Annotated in this window: 13 protein-coding genes and 1 pseudogene; 11 read left to right on the top strand and 3 right to left on the bottom strand. The window is 69.0% G+C overall.

Annotation, left to right across the window (positions count from 1 at the left end; translation table 11 throughout):
• Positions 1-153 precede the first annotated feature (153 nt).
• From HEK131_RS22285 to HEK131_RS22325, 9 genes are all read left to right on the top strand, one after another.
• A complete protein-coding gene (locus HEK131_RS22285; RefSeq protein ID WP_244336778.1) occupies positions 154-2,187 on the top strand; it encodes a flotillin family protein in 2,034 nt (677 codons plus the stop codon).
• A gap of 73 nt (positions 2,188-2,260) precedes the next feature.
• Positions 2,261-7,129, top strand: coding sequence for a DNA repair ATPase (locus HEK131_RS22290; protein ID WP_244336779.1), 4,869 nt, complete (start codon positions 2,261-2,263; stop codon positions 7,127-7,129).
• Positions 7,129-7,329: a hypothetical protein gene (locus HEK131_RS22295; RefSeq protein WP_244336780.1), complete on the top strand. Its 201-nt coding sequence runs from the start codon at positions 7,129-7,131 to the stop codon at positions 7,327-7,329. The genes HEK131_RS22290 and HEK131_RS22295 overlap by 1 nt, the downstream gene beginning before the upstream one ends.
• A gap of 149 nt (positions 7,330-7,478) precedes the next feature.
• Entirely contained in the window at positions 7,479-7,940 is a 462-nt protein-coding gene (locus HEK131_RS22300) for a CBS domain-containing protein (protein WP_244336781.1), read from the top strand.
• A 255-nt stretch (positions 7,941-8,195) separates the two neighbouring features.
• Positions 8,196-9,464 (top strand): cation:proton antiporter, encoded by a 1,269-nt coding sequence (locus HEK131_RS22305; protein ID WP_244336782.1) that lies wholly within the window; start codon positions 8,196-8,198, stop codon positions 9,462-9,464.
• Positions 9,461-10,759 carry an SLC13 family permease gene (locus HEK131_RS22310; protein WP_244336783.1) on the top strand — a complete coding sequence of 433 codons (1,299 nt, stop codon included), beginning with the start codon at positions 9,461-9,463 and terminating at the stop codon, positions 10,757-10,759. Before HEK131_RS22305 ends, HEK131_RS22310 begins: the two co-directional genes overlap by 4 nt.
• Positions 10,760-10,998: 239 nt before the next feature.
• Positions 10,999-11,860 (top strand): IS5 family transposase gene (locus HEK131_RS22315; protein ID WP_432215665.1). Its coding sequence is split into 2 segments (ribosomal slippage): positions 10,999-11,361 and positions 11,363-11,860, totalling 861 coding nucleotides; the frame shifts between segments, so codons are not numbered across the junction.
• A gap of 776 nt (positions 11,861-12,636) precedes the next feature.
• The gene (locus HEK131_RS30175; protein ID WP_279614291.1) at positions 12,637-12,975 is read left to right on the top strand and encodes a hypothetical protein; all 339 of its coding nucleotides are present in this window, start codon (positions 12,637-12,639) and stop codon (positions 12,973-12,975) included.
• Positions 12,976-13,129: 154 nt separating this feature from the next.
• A complete protein-coding gene (locus tag HEK131_RS22325) occupies positions 13,130-14,476 on the top strand; it encodes a DUF2254 domain-containing protein (protein ID WP_244336785.1) in 1,347 nt (448 codons plus the stop codon).
• A 111-nt stretch (positions 14,477-14,587) separates the two neighbouring features.
• Here the strand turns inward: HEK131_RS22325 and HEK131_RS22330 are convergent, their stop codons facing one another.
• Positions 14,588-15,001, bottom strand: coding sequence for a hypothetical protein (locus tag HEK131_RS22330; protein ID WP_244336786.1), 414 nt, complete (start codon positions 14,999-15,001; stop codon positions 14,588-14,590).
• Positions 15,002-15,488: 487 nt separating this feature from the next.
• A complete protein-coding gene (locus HEK131_RS22335; RefSeq protein WP_244336787.1) occupies positions 15,489-16,013 on the bottom strand; it encodes a hypothetical protein in 525 nt (174 codons plus the stop codon).
• Positions 16,014-16,246: 233 nt separating this feature from the next.
• Between HEK131_RS22335 and HEK131_RS30360 the strand changes: the two genes are divergently transcribed.
• Positions 16,247-16,444: a putative PEP-binding protein gene (locus HEK131_RS30360; protein ID WP_432215666.1), complete on the top strand. Its 198-nt coding sequence runs from the start codon at positions 16,247-16,249 to the stop codon at positions 16,442-16,444.
• A gap of 204 nt (positions 16,445-16,648) precedes the next feature.
• Here the strand turns inward: HEK131_RS30360 and HEK131_RS22340 are convergent.
• Positions 16,649-17,448 (bottom strand): IS5 family transposase gene (locus HEK131_RS22340; protein ID WP_244452119.1). Its coding sequence is split into 2 segments (ribosomal slippage): positions 16,649-17,109 and positions 17,109-17,448, totalling 801 coding nucleotides; the frame shifts between segments, so codons are not numbered across the junction.
• 120 nt (positions 17,449-17,568) lie between these two features.
• Here HEK131_RS22340 and HEK131_RS22345 point away from each other — a divergent pair.
• A pseudogene (locus HEK131_RS22345) lies at positions 17,569-18,143 on the top strand (IS5 family transposase); the annotation flags it as partial.
• Positions 18,144-18,180 lie beyond the last annotated feature (37 nt).

Consider the following 18,180-nt stretch of genomic DNA (forward strand, 5'->3'; position numbering starts at 1 on the left):
GTCGGTGGGCGCGGGCCAGGCAACATGGCGTCAGGGGAGCACTACGGATGGTTCCGGTGCCGGACACCGGCAGGTGCCCGGCACCGGACCGCCCACGCCGTGGCACCGCTGACTTCCCCTCCCGGTTTCCCTGATGCCCTGAGGACGTATGCCATGAACGCCATCGGCGTGCTCGCCGCCTGCTGCCTGCTCTTCGTCGCCGTCGTGCTGCTCGTCGTGTCGCGGCTCTTCCGCAAGGTGGAGCAGGGCAAGGCATTGATCGTCTCGAAGATGCGAAAAGTCGATGTCACCTTCACCGGTCAGGTCGTGCTGCCCGTACTGCACAAGGCCGAGGTGATGGACATCTCGGTGAAGACCATCGAGATCACGCGGGCCGGCAAGGAAGGGCTCATCTGCCGGGACAACATCCGTGCCGACATCCGCATCTCGTTCTTCGTCAAGGTCAACAAGACCGTCGAGGACGTCGTCAAGGTCGCCCAGGCCGTGGGTACGGCGCGGGCCAGCGACCGGGACACGCTCCAGGAGCTGTTCCACGCGAAGTTCTCCGAGGCGCTCAAGACCGTCGGCAAGCAACTGGACTTCACCGACCTGTACACCAAGCGGGAGGAACTGCGGTACCGGATCATCGAGGTCATCGGTGTCGACCTCAACGGTTACCACCTGGAGGACGCGGCGATCGACTACCTGGAGCAGACGCCGCTCACCCAGCTCGATCCGGCCAACGTCCTCGACGCCCAGGGCATCCGGAAGATCACGGAACTGACCGTGGTCGAGCACGTGCGCACCAACGAGGCGCAGCGCACGGAGCAGAAGGAGATCACGCGGCAGAACGTCGACGCCCGCGAGGCCATCCTGGAACTGGAGCGCCGGCAGGCCGACGCGGAGATCAAGCAGCGGCGGGAGATCGAGACGTCCCGGGCCAGGGAGGAGGCCGAGACCGCGCGCGTGGTGGAGGAGGAGCGGCTGCGGGCGCAGGGTGCCTTCCTGCGTACCGAGGAGCAGCTCGGTGTCCAGCGCGAGAACCAGGCCCGTGAGATCGCCGTCGCCGCGAAGAACCGTGAGCGGGTCATCGCTGTCGAGAGCGAGCGCATCGAGAAGGACCGGCTCCTCGAAGTGATCGCCCGGGAACGGGAGACCCAGTTGACGCGGATCGCCGCCGACAAGGAGGTCGAGACGGAGAAGCGGCAGATCGCCGAGGTCGTCCGCGAGCGGGTCGCCGTGGACCGTACGGTCGCCGAGCAGGAGGAGTCCATCAAGAGGCTGCGGGCCGTGGAGGAGGCCGAGCGGCAGCGGCAGGCCGTGGTCATCGCGGCCGAGGCCGAGGCGCAGGAGAGGCTGGTCAAGGACATCAAGGCCGCCGAAGCCGCCGAACAGGCCGCCACCCACCGGGCTGCCGAGCAACTGACGCTCGCCGAAGCGCAGTTGAAGTCCGCCGACCTGGAGGCGAAGGCCAAGCAGCGGCTCGCCGAGGGTATCCGGGCCGAGGCCGCCGCCGAGGGGCTCGCAGCCGTCCAGGTCCGTGACAAGGAGGCCGAGGTCGTGGAGAAGGCGGGCCGGGCGGAGGCCGGGGCGACCGAGGCCCGGCTGCGCGCCGAGGCCGAGGGTGCCAGGGCGAAGGCGCTGGCCGAGGCCACGGCCATCGAGGAGAAGCTGAAGGCGGAGGCGGCCGGCCTCACCGAGAAGGCTGCGGCGATGGCCGCGCTCGACGAGGCGTCCCGTACGCACGAGGAGTACCGGCTGCGCCTGGAGGCGGAGAAGGACATCCGGCTCGCGGGGCTCGACGTCCAGCGGCAGATCGCCGAGGCGCAGGCCACCGTGCTCGCCACAGGTCTGGAGAACGCCGACATCGACATCGTGGGCGGCGAGTCGGTCTTCTTCGACCGGCTGATGTCCTCGATCGCCCTCGGCAAGGGCCTCGACGGCTTTGTCCAGCACTCCGAGACCGCCCGGACCCTTGCCGGGCCCTGGCTCGACGGCAGCGCCGACTTCACCGCCGACCTGAGCCGCGTCCTGGGCTCGCTCACCACGGCCGACGTGCAGAACCTCACCGTCTCCGCATTGCTCATGAAGCTGATGAAGTCCGGCGGCGCCGATGCCGGTCAGGTGCGGCAACTCCTCGACCGCGCCGGGGAGCTGGGTCTTGCCGACACTCCGCTCACCGCCCTGAACGGCACGGCCAGGGCCTGACGACCAGCGGGACCGGAGCCGCCGCACAGGGGACGGCGGCTCCGGCCCGCCCTCGACGAAAGGGACGCGACCCATGACGACCGTCGTGGAGGCGGAGACGTACGACGCCGTCGACGCTGGGACGTACGAGGTGCTGCGTGACCGCCTCACCGCCCGGGCAGCCGAGCTCGCCGCCGCGGCGCAGCGGCTCAACGACCGCCGCGCCGCGGAGTTCGGCGCCACCCGGCTAGCCCTCACCGGCACCGGACACCTGCGCACCGGACACCCGCGCCTTCCCCAGGACGTCGTCGCCGTGGGGGACCGCCTGCTGCTCGGGTACAACGGCAGCCGCCCCGGGAAGCAGCCGGCCGACCTGCTCGCCCTGTACGACCGCGACCTCGGCCGACTGCCCGACGACGCGGTCCCCGGCCTGCTGGACGACCCGGGATTCCTGCGGGAGTTCACGGCACTGCACCGCTACTACCGTCAGGCTCGTCTCCTCCGCCTCCTCCGCGCCGACGACCGGCTCCTGGCCGTCTTCCAGACCGGTGACAGGACGGACGACATCCGGGTGCTGCGCTGGACACTGGCCGAGGACGGCCGCGCGCAGTTCCTGGACGCGCGCGGCGAGCGCGACCACGAGCACGCGCACTCCCACGACTTCACGTGGACGGAGACCACTCGCGAGGAACACGTCGCGGGCGCGCACCCGTACGCCCTGGTCCAGGGTGAGGTGCGTGTCTCGACCGTCGGCGGCCTGCTCACCGTCCGGACGGAGGCGGGAGAAGACCTCTACGACGAGCCGGTGTCCGAGCCGCTGCAGTCCCTCGCCGACGCCGGTGTCGCCCACGCCCGGGTGGGCGCGCTGATCCTGCTGCGGCTCCGTCCCTACAAGGAGGAGACCGACCGCCACCTGGTCTTCAACACCCTCACCAGGACGGTCGTCCGCCTCGACGGCATCGGACAGGGCTGCCGGCGCCTGCCCGACGACCAGGGCGTCGTCTTCCCCGGCGGCTACTGCCTCGCCGCGGGCACACACAAGACCTTCGACCTCGACACGACGGACCTGGAATTCGAGCGCGAGGTGCGCTCCCCGTACGGCGAGGACGTGCTGTACGCCTTCCGCTCCCGCGCCGGGGAGCGCGGCCTGCTGCTGTCGTACAACACGATCCGCAAGGAGGTCGCCGCTCCGATGCCCTGCCACGGCTGGGCATCCTTCGACGACGGCACCCTGGTGCTCCTGCGGGCCGAGCAGGACGAACCGGCTCACATCCACCCGGTCCAGATGTGGACCTCGCCGTACGTCTCCGACACGCACGCCGCGGCCGGCGAGGGCAGTTGGCCGCTGGCGCGCGTCGGCAACGCCGGCCTCGTCCGGGGCATCGCGGACTGCCTGTCCGTCAGCCGTCTGGCAGCCGGGACCTCCGCGACGACCGAGCGGTACGAAGCGCTGGTCGCAGACTGCGTCCGGACGGCCGACGCCCACCACTGGCTGGGCGAACCGGACCTCGGCGACCTGCTCACCCCGCTGCGTGGTGTGCGCGAGACCGCCGAGCAGGTGGTGGACGAATTCCGGACGGTCCGTGCCCTGACCCGGCAGGCCGCCGAGGCATTCGACGAGGCCGCCGAACGCCTCGCCGCAGTGGTGCGTCGCCTGAGGGGAGAGGCGCCCCGCGGCGCCGCGGCCTGGGTCGGCGGACTGACGGAACTGCGGCACGCGCAGGGCCGCCTGCTGACGCTGAGAGAGACGCGGTACGCGGACACCGCCCGCATCGACACCCTCGCCTCAGCGACCGAGGCCGACCTCGCCGCCTTCGGGAAACGGGCCGTCTCCTCCCTGGCCCGCGAGGACGCCTTCGCCGAGCAGCACGCCGAGGTCGAGCGGCTGGCCGAAGACGCCGAGGCGATCACCACCGCCGCCGAGGCCGCGCCCGTCGCCGCCCGCATCGACGACCTCGCCGAGGCGCTGCGGACGGTCACCGAGGTCGTCGCCGGCCTCGACATCGGTGACAGCACCGTGCGGATGTCCGTCCTGGAGCGCGTCGCCGACGTGCTGGGCGGCGTCAACCGCGCCCGTGCCCTGCTCGACGCACGCCGCCGGAGCCTCGGTGAGAGCGAGGGGCGCGCCGAGTTCGCGGCGGAACTGGCCCTGCTCGGCCAGGCGGTCACCGGCGCACTCGCGGCGGCCGACGACCCGGACGCCTGCGACGAGCAGCTCACCGCGAGCCTGGTCCGGCTGGAGAACCTGGAGTCCCGCTTCGCGGACGCCGACGACCTCCTCGCCGTACTCGCCGACCGCCGCACCGAGATCCACGAGGCGTTCACCGCCCGCAAGCAGTCCCTTCTCGACACCCGGGCTCGCCGCGCGGAACAGGTCGCGGCCTCCGCCGACCGCGCCCTGGAGACGGTCACCCGGCGCGCCGCCACCCTGCCGGACACGGACGCCCTCAGCACCTACTTCGCCTCCGACCCCATGGCCGCCAAGGTCCGCCGCAGCGCCGACGAACTGCGCGGACTCGGCGACCCGGTACGGGCGGAGGAACTCGACGGCAGGCTGAAAGCCGCGCGCCAGGAGGCGTCCCGCGCGCTGCGCGACCGCGGCGACCTGTACACCGATGGAGGCCGCACCCTCCGCCTGGGCGGCCATCGCTTCGCCGTCACCACCCAGCCCCTCGACCTCACCCTGGTCCCGCACGGCGACGGCCTCGCCTTCGCACTCACCGGCACCGACTACCGCTCCCCGGTCACCGACCCGGAGATCACGGCCGCCCGCCCGTACTGGCACCGCAGCCTGCCCTCGGAGTCCCCCGAGGTCTGCCGCGCCGAACACCTCGCCGCCCGCCTGCTCCGGGAACACGACGCGGAGGCCCTCACGACGGCCGACCTTCCGGACCTCGTGCGCCGCACGGCGCGGGAAGCGTACGACGAGGGCTACGAGCACGGCGTCCACGACCACGACGCGACGCTGATCCTCACCGCCCTCCTCCCGCTGTACGAACGGGCGGGCACCCTGCGCCACGAACCCGCCGCCCGCGCCGCCGCCCACATGTTCTGGGCGCACGGCACGACAGCCGGAGCCCGGACCGCCTGGGCCCGCCGCGCCGTGTCCCTCGCCCGGGCCCGCGACACGTTCGGACTGTCACCTGCGATCGCCGAACTGCAGGAGGAACTGGCGGAGGCGATCGCGGCATGGACCCGGCAGGCCGACCCCGCCGCGTGCGCCGCTTACCTCTTCGAGGAGCTGACGACCGGACCCCAGGGCTTCGTCCTGGCGGCCGACACCCGTGCGCTACTCGACAAGTTCCGCGCCACGGCAGGCAGTTCGGCGTACGCCGAAGACCTGGTCGCTCTCGACGACCTCGTGGCGCGCCACCAACTGGCCGGAGCCTGGCTGTCGGCGTACGCCATCTCCACGGGCACGGAACTCACCGCCGGAGACCTGGCCGAGGCGGTCGCCGCCGAACTGTGCGCCGATCTCGTCCGCTACGAGTCCGACGCCTCCTCTGCGGCGACGGTCGAGGGACTCCTCGGCACGCATCCGCGCGTCACCGACGGCAGGCTGACCCTCCGCATCGACGAATTCCTCACCCGCACACAGCGGTTCGCCGAACGGGAGGTACCCGCCCTCCGCACTCACCAGCGTCGGCGCACCGCCGTGCTGGCCGCCGAACATGCCCGCCTGCGACTGGACGACCACCGCCCGCGCCCCATGGCGTCCTTCGTCCGCAACCGACTCGTCGACGAGGTGTACCTCCCGCTCGTGGGCGACAGCCTCGCCCGGCAGCTCGGCACGTCCGGCGACGCCAAGCGCACCGACACCGGCGGGCTGCTGCTCCTCCTCTCCCCGCCCGGCTACGGCAAGACGACCCTGATGGAGTACGTCGCCGACCGTCTCGGCCTGATGCTGGTCAAGGTCAGCGGCCCGGCACTGGGGCACGCTGTCACCTCGCTCGACCCCGCCGAGGCACCGAACGCCACGGCACGCCAGGAGGTTGAGAAGATCAACTTCGCGCTGGCGGCGGGCAACAACACCCTCCTCCACCTCGACGACATCCAGCACACCTCCCCGGAACTGCTCCAGAAGTTCATCCCGCTGTGCGACGCCACCCGCCGGGTCGACGGCGTGTGGGACGGGCAGGCACGCACCTACGACCTGCGCGGCAAACGCTTCGCCGTCTGCATGACCGGCAACCCCTACACCGAGTCCGGTGCGCGATTCCAGGTACCGGACATGCTGGCCAACCGCGCCGACGTCTGGAATCTCGGTGACGTCCTCACCGGCAAGGAGGACGTCTTCGCGTACAGCTTCCTCGAGAACGCCCTCACCTCGAACCCGGTGCTCGCCCCGCTCGCGGGCCGCGACCGGGCGGACGTCGAGCTGTTCGTCCGCCTCGCCGAGGGCGACCCCACGGCACGGGCCGACCGGTTCATCCATCCCTACGCCCCCGCCGAGACCGAGCGCATCGTGGCCGTGGTGCGTCACCTGCTCGCGGCACGCGAGACGGTGCTGGCGGTCAACGCCGCCTACATCGCCTCCGCCGCGCAGTCCGACGCGACCCGCACCGAGCCCCCGTTCCGCCTCCAGGGCTCGTACCGCACCCTGAACAAGATCGCCGGCCGGATCCGTCCCGTGATGAACGACGCCGAACTCGGCGCCCTCATCGACGACCACTTCACCGCCGAGGCCCAGACCCTGACCGGCGGGGCCGAGGCGAACCTGCTGAAACTGGCCGAGCTGCGCGGCACGCTCACTCCCGTCCAGGCGGGTCGGTGGGCCGAACTGAAGGCCGCTCACGTCCGCGCACAGGTCCTGGGCGGCCCGGAGGACGACCCGCTCACCCGGGCCGTCGCCGCACTCGGCCTGCTCGCCGACCGGGTGGCCGCCGTCGAGTCGGCCATCGACCGGGCCACCGCCCCCCGGACCACGCTCGCCCGGCACACGGCCGGGCGGAAGGAGGAGTGATGCTCGCGTTCCTGCTCCCGCTGGCCGCCGCCATGCTGGTCGTGGCAGTCGACACGGCCGTACTGGTCCGCCGGGACCGCCGGTGGATGGCGGACGGGCCCGACACCGTACGGATCGAGGCCGCCGCCCCGCGCGACGAACGCGACACCCAGCCCGGTCCGCAGGTCTGCCGGAGCCGGTTCCCCCGTGAACCCGAGTGAACTCGTCCCGACCCGCCTCGCGCGGGCCGGACAGCGGCAGCGGCAGCGGCAGCGGGTGCGGCGGTATCGTGCTCCCGCGGCCCTCCCTTTCCGGACCATGCCGAAGAGGCGAGGCCGCGACGTCGTCGGACGCGGGACGGGAGCCGGCTGTGCGGGCACGTGACCTGGCGGTGGAGTACGAGACGGTCGGCCTCGACCATGACGCGCTGGACGCCGCGCGGCTACTGGCCGAATACCGGCTGCCCGCGCTCCTGGTGCTCGATGAACAGGGCGCGCCGAAGGCGATCCTGCCCGCCTCCCAGATGGTCAGGCTGCTGGTGCCGGGCTACGTCATCGAGGACCCGACCCTCGCCGCGGTGGTGGACGAACGCCACGCCGACCGATTGTGCGCGAACCTGGCCGGGCTCAAGGTGCGCGACTGTCTGACGAAGACCGTGCCGCCCCCCGCCGTCGCCGCGGCAGACGACACCGCGCTGGAGGTCGCCGCCAGGATGGCGCAGGCCCGCAGCCCTCTTGTGGCGGTCGTGGAGAAGGACAAGGCCGGAGCACGGCTCCTCGGCGTGATCACCGCCTCGCACCTCCTCGAACGGCTGCTCGCGGCCACGTCCTGAGGCTTTCCGCGACCCGGAAGCCGTTTCTGCGGGTAGCGGTACCCCGACAGGGCCGGTGAAATGCGGTTCTGGCGGATCGTGAGGCCGCGCTCGACACCCCTTGGTTGCCGGAACCCGGCAACCCCTCCGTCGGCACAGTGCCCGTAAGGAAACTGTCAATACCGCGTCAAGGGCCTGTAGGGTTCCCCTCGGTGTGCCGGGAAGTCTGGTCGGCGAACAGAGGACAACTCTCTCTTCCGATCGGGGGGTGCCGGCATGGTACTCGTGATGGTGTTCGGCGTGGCGCTGCTGGTGGCGGTGCTGCTGTCGGGCCTGGCGGCGCGGACGGTGCTGTCCACGTCCCTTCTCTTCCTCGTCGGCGGTGCGCTCGTCAGCGACGGGTTCCTGGGGCTGATCCACATCACGCCGGACAGCGGGATCGTGTCCGTGACGGCCGACCTCGCTCTCTTCGCGGTGCTGTTCACCGACGGCATGCACGTGTCGCTGCCCAGGCTGCGGGCCAACTGGAGGAACCCGGCACGCGCACTCGGGCTGGGCATGCCCCTCGCGTTCGTGTTCATGGGACTGGTCGCCCACTACGTGGCGGGGCTGGACTGGACGACGTCGTTCCTGGTCGGCGCGGTCCTCGCCCCGACCGACCCGGTCTTCGCCTCGGCGATCGTGGGGCGAGCCGAAGTACCGGCCAAGCTGCGCCAGTTGCTGAACGTGGAAAGCGGCGTCAACGACGGACTGGCCCTGCCCGTCGTCCTGCTGCTCATCGCCGCGGCCGGTCCGACGGCCGGCACCGCGGCCGCCGCCCCCGGAAAGATCGCGCTGGAGCTGCTGCTCGGCCTGGTCCTCGGCATCGCACTGCCGCTGGTCGTGAACGGCCTCGTACGCTTCCGGCTTCTCGGCGCCGAGCCCAAGTTGCAGCCCCTGCTGCCGCTGGCCATCGGTGTCCTCCTGTACGCGGCCTGCCACCTGACCCACGCGAACCCCTACCTGGCGGCGTTCTCGGCGGGTGCCGCGCTGGCGCACACCTCTCCGGAGGCGAAGGCGTCCTTCGAGCCGCTCGGTGAGGCCCTGGCCGAACTCGCCAAGTTCGCCGCGCTGCTGGTCTTCGGCGCGCTGCTGACCCCGCGGCTCTTCGGCGACCTGTCCCTCGGCGGCTACGCGGCCGTCGTCCTGGCGATCGTCCTGATCCGTCCCGCCTCCCTGCTGCTGTCGCTGCTCGGTACCCGAATCTCCCGCAAGGAGAAGCTGGTGGCGGCCTGGTTCGGACCCAAGGGCTTCGCGTCGGTCGTGTACGGGCTGCTGGTCCTGCAGTCCGGCATCCCGCAGGGGGAGGAGGCGTTCACGCTGATCGCCGTGTGCATCGCCTTCTCGATCATCGCCCACAGCTCCACGGACGTACCGATCGCCCGCGCCTTCGACGTCGAGGACCTGGCCGGGATCCCGGGCGAGGAGGACGGCCGGGGCGAGGAGAGCGGCCGGGCCAAGGATCTGCAACCCCTCGGAGGAACCGGAGGAACCTCGGGATCGTGAACGACTGGCACAGTTGGGCCGCGGTCGTCGTCTTCGTCGGCGCGTACGCCCTGATCATCAGCGAGAAGATCCACCGCGTCGCCGTCGCCCTCGGCGGCGCGGGGCTGATGCTGGCACTCGGGGCGACGGACGACGTCTCGGCCTTCTACTCGGAGGACTCCGGCATCGACTGGAACGTCATCTTCCTGCTGATGGGCATGATGATGATCGTCGGCGTGCTGAAGAAGACGGGCATGTTCGAGTTCCTGGCGATCTGGGCGGTCAAGCGGGCCAGAGCGCGCCCCTTCCGGGTGATGACCATGCTGGTCGTCCTCACCGCCGTCGCCTCGGCACTGCTCGACAACGTCACCACGGTCCTGCTGGTCGCCCCGGTTACGCTGCTGGTCTGCGAACGGCTGGCGCTGCCCGTCGCCCCGTTCCTGATCGCCGAGGTGTTCGCCTCCAACATCGGCGGTATCGCGACCCTGGTCGGAGACCCGCCGAACATCATCATCGCCAGCCGGGCCGGCCTGACGTTCAACGACTTCCTCGTCCACCTGGCTCCGCTGGCCGTGGTCCTGGTCGCGGTACTGATCGCGCTCTGCCGGCTCATGTTCCGCTCGTCCTTCGTCTACGACGAGGACCGCGCCGCCGAGATCATGGCGCTGGAGGAACGCGAAGCCATCAAGGACCGCAGGCTGCTGGTCCAGGGTCTGGTCGTCCTCGCCCTGGTGGTCGTCGGCTTCGTCCTCCACCCCGTGCTGCACTACGCGCCGAGCATCGTCGCCCTCCTCGGCGCGGGCCTGCTCATCGCCGTCTCCACGGCCGAGACGAGTGAGGTGCTGGCCGAGGTCGAATGGCCCACGCTGGCGTTCTTCGCCGGGCTCTTCATCATGATCGGCGGCCTCATCCACACCGGTGTCATCAGCGAGATCTCCAAGGGCCTGGCCACCCTCATCGGCACGAACGAACTCGCCGGCTCCCTGACCCTGCTGGGCGCCTCCGCGGTCCTCTCCGGAGTCGTCGACAACATCCCCTACGTCGCCACGATGGCCCCGATCACCGCCGACCTCGTACAGCACATGGGCGGCGGCAAGGACCACGTCATGTGGTGGGCCCTCGCCCTGGGCGCCGACCTCGGCGGCAACGCCACCGCCATCGGCGCCAGCGCCAACGTCGTCGTCCTCGGCATCGCGGAACGCAGCCGCCGGCCCATCAGCTTCTGGCAGTTCACCAAGTACGGCCTGGTCGTTACCGCCGCCACGGTGAGCGTCTCCCTGGTCTACGTCTGGCTGCGCTACTTCGCGCTGTCCTGACGTGATCACGGGCCGCGACAGCGGTGGCGAACACGCGCGGACACCCGGGCATCCAGCACGTCCACGACGGCCCCCACCAGGCAGTTGGGACGCCGGTTTCCTCGTCCTGGGCGGCTGCCTGCTCCAGCGCGGCGGTCAGCCCTTCGCCGCCGACACGTCGGACGGGTGGAGCAAGGGGCAACGACCCTTAGAACTCCTAACGAAATGATCTTCGAGGTGATTGGATCACTCCGGGACCAATGATCCGGAGGTGTAGGGTGGCGCGGACGAAGCCGTGGGAAGTCGATGACGACTTGTGGGCGGTGATCGAGCCGCTGTTGCCCAGGGTCGAGCGTCGGGCTCGACATCCGGGGCGCAAGCGGCATCCGGACCGGCTGGTGTTTCAGGGCATCTTGTTCGTGCTGCACACCGGGATCGCATGGGAACACCTTCCGCAGGAACTCGGCTTCGGCTCCGGCATGACGTGCTGGCGCCGCCTGGCCGAATGGACCGAGGCGGGTGTCTGGCCCCAGCTGCACGAGGTACTTCTCGCGAAGCTCCGCAGCGCGAACGCCCTGGACTTCTCCCGCGCGGCGGTCGACGGCTCCCACATCCGCGCGTTAAAGGGGCTCCAAGACGGGACGAAGTCCTGTCGACCGGGGCAGGACGGGCAGCAAACACCACCTGATCACCGACGCGACCGGCATCCCACTCGCCGCCACCCTGACCGGCGGCAATCGCAACGACGTCACCCAGCTGATCCCGCTGCTTGAGGCCATACCGCCGGTGCGGGGCAAGCGCGGTCGGCCCCGGCGCCGCCCAGACGTGGTGCTCGGAGACCGCGGCTACGACCACGACAAACTCCGCCGTCTGGTCTGGGACCTCGGCGTGAAGCCGCAGATCGCCCGACGGGGCACCGAGCACGGTTCCGGGCTCGGCAAACAACGATGGGTCGTGGAGCGCGCGTTCGCTCACCTGCGCTGGTTCCGCCGCCTGCGGATCCGCTGGGAGATCCGGGACGACATCCACGAAGCCTTCCTCGGCCTCGCTTGCAGCATCATCTGCTGGCGACGACTGAAGAAGCTCCGGGCTCTTAACTATCGGTGTCCTGGGCAGCCCTGAAGCCGCGATCCCGGATCAGTGCAACTGCTCTTCCGGCATTCGGGTGGTCTGGGTGGGAGCTGCGGTATCGCCTGTTGGAGCCGGAGTGTCGTTGGAGAGTTCCTGACGCTGGGTGCGGGATGTTTTTCCTCACTGTTTGGCCCGCCAGGCCGTCATGTGTTCGGGAGGTGTCCTGGGGTGGAGGCGAGTTTTGACGGTCCGGACCGTCCGGGTGGCAGTTCTTCGCAGCCGGTCGATCCGGCTGCGCGGGGACATATTGGCAGGCACCTGGTTCGGCGAGGCTGCGATGGTCCACGACTTTGTCTTGCTGCCCTTACTCCGTCACCGAGCGAGCCGGCCAGTGCTTGTTCCGTAGCGGCCGGGTCCCCTGCTGGCCCTCACCCGCCGAGGGTCAACTACCTGGCGCATGCCGGCGTTCCTCGCCGAACTGTCGCCGCCTCGGTGATCGTTTTGACCTGCGGATCTGGGTCTGCAGCCGGAACGGATGAGATGCCGGGCCCAGGCACGAGCACGCAAGGCGACGAACTGAGCGGTCGTACCGCGACCCGTCTCTCCCTGCGCGGTCGGCTTGGGAAAGTGCCGGACCGTTCCTGCATGTCTCCGGCCGATCGGCCGAAGACATGCAGGAACGGCGAGTCAAATGCAATCGGGTGGCGGAGGAGGCGTTTTTGCTTGCACGTGCTTTGGCCGCACCCTATGCGTCCGTCACCCTCGACGATGATGCGCTGGTGGCCGTACGCCTCATGGTTGAACAGCGGATGCCCGCGCTGTTGGTGATGGACGGAACTGGTTGGCCGTGTGCTGTTGTACCAGCCTCGTGCCTGGTTCAGCTGCTGACGCGAGCACATCGCGAGCGCCTGCTCCATCACCGTCGAACATCGCAAGCACTGGCAGGAGTCACGGTCGCTTCCTGGCTTCCACAAGAGGCCCTGCCGGCTCTTGTCGTTGGGCCCCGGGCCACGGCGCTCCAGGTCGGTACCGCAATGGCCAGAACCGGCAGTCCGCTAGCCGTGGTGGCCGAAGGTGACGATGCAGGGCGACGTGTTTGCGGAGTGATCACAGCCGATCGGCTTCTGGAGGCGCTGTCCATGGAGGGTGAGCGGCGGTCAAGATGAGGCAGCAGACTAGCGGCGCTGACCGGAGGGTCCTGGCTTTTGCGGCCGGAACCGTCATGTCCGCATGGTCTTCGGATGCTGCCAGATCTCAGGGTTGGGCTGTGCTGCATCCGATGACGAACCCGCGAGAAGCGTAGTGGTCCGCCTTCCGTCAATGCGTGATGCGCTCCGGGCGCAGCTGTGGCCGCTACCAGCCCTGGGTGTCCTGCTTGCGGTCGCCGCAGGCGTGGGCCTGCCCCGGTTGGACAGGCGGATCTTGCGCGACATCCGGCCTTCGCTCGCTGAGTACTTGTTCGGGGGCGGTCCGTCTGCGGCGAGGGCCGTTTTGGAGGCGATCGCCGGATCTTTGATCAGTGTCACGGCTTTGACCTTCTCGCTCACGGTGGTGACTCTGCAGCTGGCGAGCAGCCAGTTCTCCCCTCGTCTGCTGCGAACGTTCAGCCAGGACCGCTATGTGCAGACAACGCTGGCACTCTTCCTCGCGACCTTCACCTACGCGCTGACCGTGCTGCGCACGGTACGCACTGAGGCCAGTGGACAAGCCATGTTCGTTCCGCAACTGTCGGTCACCGTGGCCTTCCTCCTCACCTTGGCGAGTGTGTTCGCGCTCGTGGTCTTCTTGTCCCACCTGGCACGCAAGATCCGAGTGGAAACCATGCTGCGAGACGTCCACCGAGACGCCGAAGGAACCATCCGCAAGCTCCTCACGGAATCCGGCCCCTCGTCCGGGCGCCGCACAGAGGAGTCGCAGCTCCCCTCCGGCGCACTGCCCCCTTCCGACGCACTGCCCCTGCCCGCCGGAGCTTCAGGCTTTCTGGCCGCCGTGAACAGAAAGACGCTCCTCGCCGCAGCCATCGACGCGGACGCAGTCGTCCTTATCGACCGCTGCCCAGGAAGCTCACTGATTGCCGGCACTCCAGCTGGCGCCGCCTGGTCCCGCACCGGCGAGCCCTTCGCCCCGCACACGCGGCACCGCCTGGTCGAGCAGGCCGCCAGTGCTCTCACCACGGAGTCCGAACTCATCCCCGACCAGGACATCGCCTACGGTCTGCGCCAGCTCACCGATGTGGCCATCAAGGCGCTCTCCCCCGGCATCAACGACCCCACCACCGCGGTCCATGCGCTCTCGCATTCCTCCGCGCTGCTGTCCGATCTCGCGCAGCGCGACTTGTCCCCTCTGCTCCTGTACGACGATCACGGCCGGATCCGCGTCGTCCTACGTCGTTCGACCCTGGCGGAACTCCTGCACCTCGCGGTAGCCCAGCCGTTGCGGTACGGCGCGGCGGAGCCGGCGGTCCTGGCCCGCCTCTACATGCTGCTACGTGAACTGGCGTGGCACAGCAGGCCCGAACAACGCCCCGCCATCGCCGACCAGCTTGCGCGAGTACGTTCCGCTGCCGAGCGAGAAGAATTCCACCCCAACGACAGGGCAGACCTCACCCACCTCGCCGACAGCGTCGACCAAGCCCTGACCGGCAACTGGCCCCCCATCACACCCTGATGCACGAGCAAGCCACACTGCAGCCGGAGCAGGGAGCAGAGCGAAAGCCAACCGGCTCATACGTATCCGGCCATCTGACACTGGCGCGGCGTACAAACGTCCTTCATGAGGTCACCTGTGGGCCGGGCGGTGTCCGAAAAGACGCCATCGACTGTGCTCCCTGGCGCCTTGGTGTTCATCGCCGGTGGGCTCGTTCCTGTCCGCTTCAGCCGCGCGCTGGACGACCAGATCGTCACGGTCCTTACTGATGGCTGCCGACCGGCGCTGGGATTCATCCAGCCCGCGACGCGCGGTACGGCCTCGACGGGCGGTGCGTCCATAGCCAGTAAGCAACAGGCTCAGCCCGATCATGGCCGCTGCCCCAACGATGATGCCAGACAGGAAGAGCGTGCCCGTAGAACCAGTGACGTGGTAGCCGAACACCGTGAAGGAGGAAAGCTCGTGCCCGCTGCCGGCATTGCTGAGCACACCGGCCACGCCCACGACAACTGCGACGACGAGGATGATGAGGCCGACGACAAACATGGCATCCTCCAAATTTTTACGCCGTATCTATAGTGAACGCCTCGACCGGATCGACGTCCAACGGGGACTGGCCCTGAACTCTCCCGCCGGTTCGCGCAAGAACCGCTGTGGTGAGGGACAGTGCTCAACCGGACAGCACTGGACAACGGCTAGTGAGCATTGCGACAACTTGATCGTCGTGCGCGCTTGGACAGACAGGCAGACAGACGGAACGGGCACGCCATGCCGAATTGCAAGGCGCCGAGGCTGATCCGATCACGGGCACCGCCTGCGATGCGGCCATCGGCGACTATGCATCGGCAACCTCCTCCTCGCAGGCTGCAAGACGATCACAGGAACGTCGTGCGAGGGCCGAAACGGAGTTCCAAGGTTGTCGGAAGCTGGCCGGGGGAACGCCTCTCCCGCCGCCCAGCCCGGGGGTCTCGCGAGCAGTTAGGGCGGGCCCTTCGGTGACGGTGCCTGTCTTCCGCGCCATCGAGTTGTGTAGCTACTCCTCCGCATCACCGATGGCTACTCGGAGTGCGTGCATGCCCTCCAAGATTGCGATGATGGGCGACTCTGTGCTGCCCAGAGCCCGCCGGGTCTTGTCGGTCTCCCCGCCTTCGAACGCCAGGTGAGCGCTGAGCATGCCGGCCGCCGTGACCACGGCTGCCGCGGCTGCGCTGCGGCCAACCGGGGGATCTCCTCTTCGGCCCGGCCCAATGAGGTGCAGGGCGGTACGCTGCAACCGATTGAGTAGCACGTTCACCTCTAGTGCGGTCGGACCAGCCTGTTCCATCCACCCCGTCAACGTGTGGGCGACATCGTCAGCTTCTTCGCCTTCATCCAGCCTGGTCGCAGCGGTGATCTCTAGTTCCACCTTGGCCAGCAGAGAACCGAGCAATCGCAAGCGGTCTTCTTCTTGCGGACCGTCCGGACGCAACTCCGGATCAAGTACAGGCTCCGCCTTTAGCGCAACCAGGGCTCGAAAGATCTGATCCGCACTCGCCGGATGCTGGCTCCTGATACTCACGCCCCCAGTTTCACCGCACAGCGACGGGATAACACGCTTACACGCCCTACCGCTGACCGCCGGCAGTCTCCCTGCCCTGGATGGCTACGGCTACAGGGAGAAGTCCGGGCTTGCCGTGACATCGCTCGGGGGAGTGGGGAGATTCACCTGTGGCCCTGCGAACGCTGGACAGCGGCGGTGACAAGGACATGCTGGCGCTGAACCTGTCCGCGTGAGTACAAGTGCCCCTCGGGATGCAGGGTCCCGCGCCTGAGCCTGCCGGACCTCGTCCCACCTTCCCCTTTGGGGTGATGGTTGAAGTTCCGGCCTGTGCTTCGGCCATCCACCAGTTCGTTGAGCGCGTCGATTTCCTCAGCATCGGCACGAACTACCTCGCCCAGCATCTCGGTCGGCTCCCGCTCTCACCCACGACTTCGACCTCTTGGACGTAGCCCTGACCCGCACGGTGAGGTCGATAGCTGTGGCCGGCTCCGCCACCAGAATGCCCACGTCCGGGTTAGCGGGGACTGACCGGCGATCCAGTAGGGGCTGTGGTCTCAGCGTCTCTGAGTGGAACACCCCAGGTGCCGGCGCCGTCCTGACGGGAGGGGGTCGTGCGCCTTGACGCATTTACCCGTCGCCCCTTAGAGGTCATCTCATTTGGCGAGTCGGCGGTAGCAGATGAGGGTGCAGGCGATGCTGGTGAAGGCGAGGAAGTGCTCGGCTTTGTGCTCGTAGCGACGATGGAGGCGACGGCATCCAGCGAGCCAAGCCATGGTGCGTTCGATGGTCCAGCGGTGCCTGCCGAGTCGCTGAGAGGTCTCGACTCCCTTGCGGGCTATGCGGTGTCGGATGCCTCGCTGGGATAACCATCGCCGCAGGTGGGAGTAGTCGTATCCCTTGTCGGCGTACAGCTTGCCGGGCTTGCGCCGACGGGGTCCTCGCCGGGATCGGATCGGCGGTATGCCCTTCACGAGCGGCATCAGGGCCTGGCTGTCGTGGACGTTGGCACCGGAGATGCCGACAGACAGGGGCAGACCGGTCCGCTCGGTGATCAGGTGGATCTTCGAGCCATACTTGCCTCGGTCGACAGGATTCGGACCTGTCAGGTCCCCTTTTTCAGGGCCCGCATGTTCACCGAGTCGATCGCGCAGCGGGACCAGTCCAACTCCCCGCGGGACCCGAGTTCGTCGAGGACCAAGCGGTGCAACTTGGCCCACACGCGAGCCTTCGTCCACTCGGTGAACCGGCGGTGAGCTGTCGCCCCGGACGGTCCGAACGACGACGTCGGCAACTGCTGCCACGTGCAGCCCGACGTCGCCACGAACACGATCGCTGCCAGCACCTCACGGTCGCCATGCCGGCGCCGCCCGCCACCTTGAGGCCGCGATGGCGCCTCCGGCACGACCCTCTGGAACAGCTCCCACAACTCGTCCGGCACCAGCCGTTCAACGATCCCCACCACAGCGGACAGCCTACTCAACCAAATGAGATGACCTCTTAGTACGCCTAACACAATGAGGTGGATCGGTCCTGGTGGCCGTGTCCGGTCGGTGGGTTCGGCGTTGTCCGGGCCATGGGGGCTTCGCCGTGGATCGTGTCGGATGACCTGTGGGAGCGGATCGAGCCGCTGCTGCCGAAGCGGGAGAGGCGGTTCAGGTTCCCGGGCCGAAGGCCGGTCCCGGACCGGCAGGCGCTGTGCGGGATTCTGTTCGTGCTGCAAACCGGCATTCAGTGGGAACACCTGCCTTAGGAGCTCGGCTTCGGGTCCGGTATGACGTGCTGGCGACGGCTGTGGGACTGGAACAAGGCCGGCGTCTGGCAACGGCTACACGAGGTGCTGACCGAGCTGAATGCCGCCGCCCGCTTCGACTGGTCAAGAGCGGTCGTCGACTCCAGCCACGTCAGGGCCCTAAAAGGGGGCTCCAGACCGGACCGTCGCCAGTCGACCGAGGACGGGCCGGCTCCAAGCATCACCTGATCACCGACGGCCACGGCACCCCGCTCGCGGTCATCCTCACCGGCGGCAACCGCAACGACGTCACCCAGCTCATGCCGCTGCTCGACGCCGTCCCGCCTCTCCGCGGCCGGCCGGGACGGCCCCGCCGAAAGCCCCAGTCGGTCTTCGCCGACCGAGGCTACGACCACGACGGATGAGGTCATCTCGTCTTCGAGGATCTTGGTCAGT

Source organism: Streptomyces seoulensis, from assembly GCF_022846655.1.
Taxonomy (GTDB): domain Bacteria; phylum Actinomycetota; class Actinomycetes; order Streptomycetales; family Streptomycetaceae; genus Streptomyces.

Coding starts and splice junctions, on each gene's coding strand:
- HEK131_RS22285 (WP_244336778.1), top strand. CDS start 154: ATGAACGCCATCGGCGTGCTCGCCGCCTGCTGCCTGCTCTTCGTCGCC.
- HEK131_RS22290 (WP_244336779.1), top strand. CDS start 2,261: ATGACGACCGTCGTGGAGGCGGAGACGTACGACGCCGTCGACGCTGGG.
- HEK131_RS22295 (WP_244336780.1), top strand. CDS start 7,129: ATGCTCGCGTTCCTGCTCCCGCTGGCCGCCGCCATGCTGGTCGTGGCA.
- HEK131_RS22305 (WP_244336782.1), top strand. CDS start 8,196: ATGGTACTCGTGATGGTGTTCGGCGTGGCGCTGCTGGTGGCGGTGCTG.
- HEK131_RS30175 (WP_279614291.1), top strand. CDS start 12,637: ATGGACGGAACTGGTTGGCCGTGTGCTGTTGTACCAGCCTCGTGCCTG.
- HEK131_RS22325 (WP_244336785.1), top strand. CDS start 13,130: ATGCGTGATGCGCTCCGGGCGCAGCTGTGGCCGCTACCAGCCCTGGGT.
- HEK131_RS22330 (WP_244336786.1), bottom strand. CDS start 15,001: ATGTTTGTCGTCGGCCTCATCATCCTCGTCGTCGCAGTTGTCGTGGGC.
- HEK131_RS30360 (WP_432215666.1), top strand. CDS start 16,247: ATGCAGGGTCCCGCGCCTGAGCCTGCCGGACCTCGTCCCACCTTCCCC.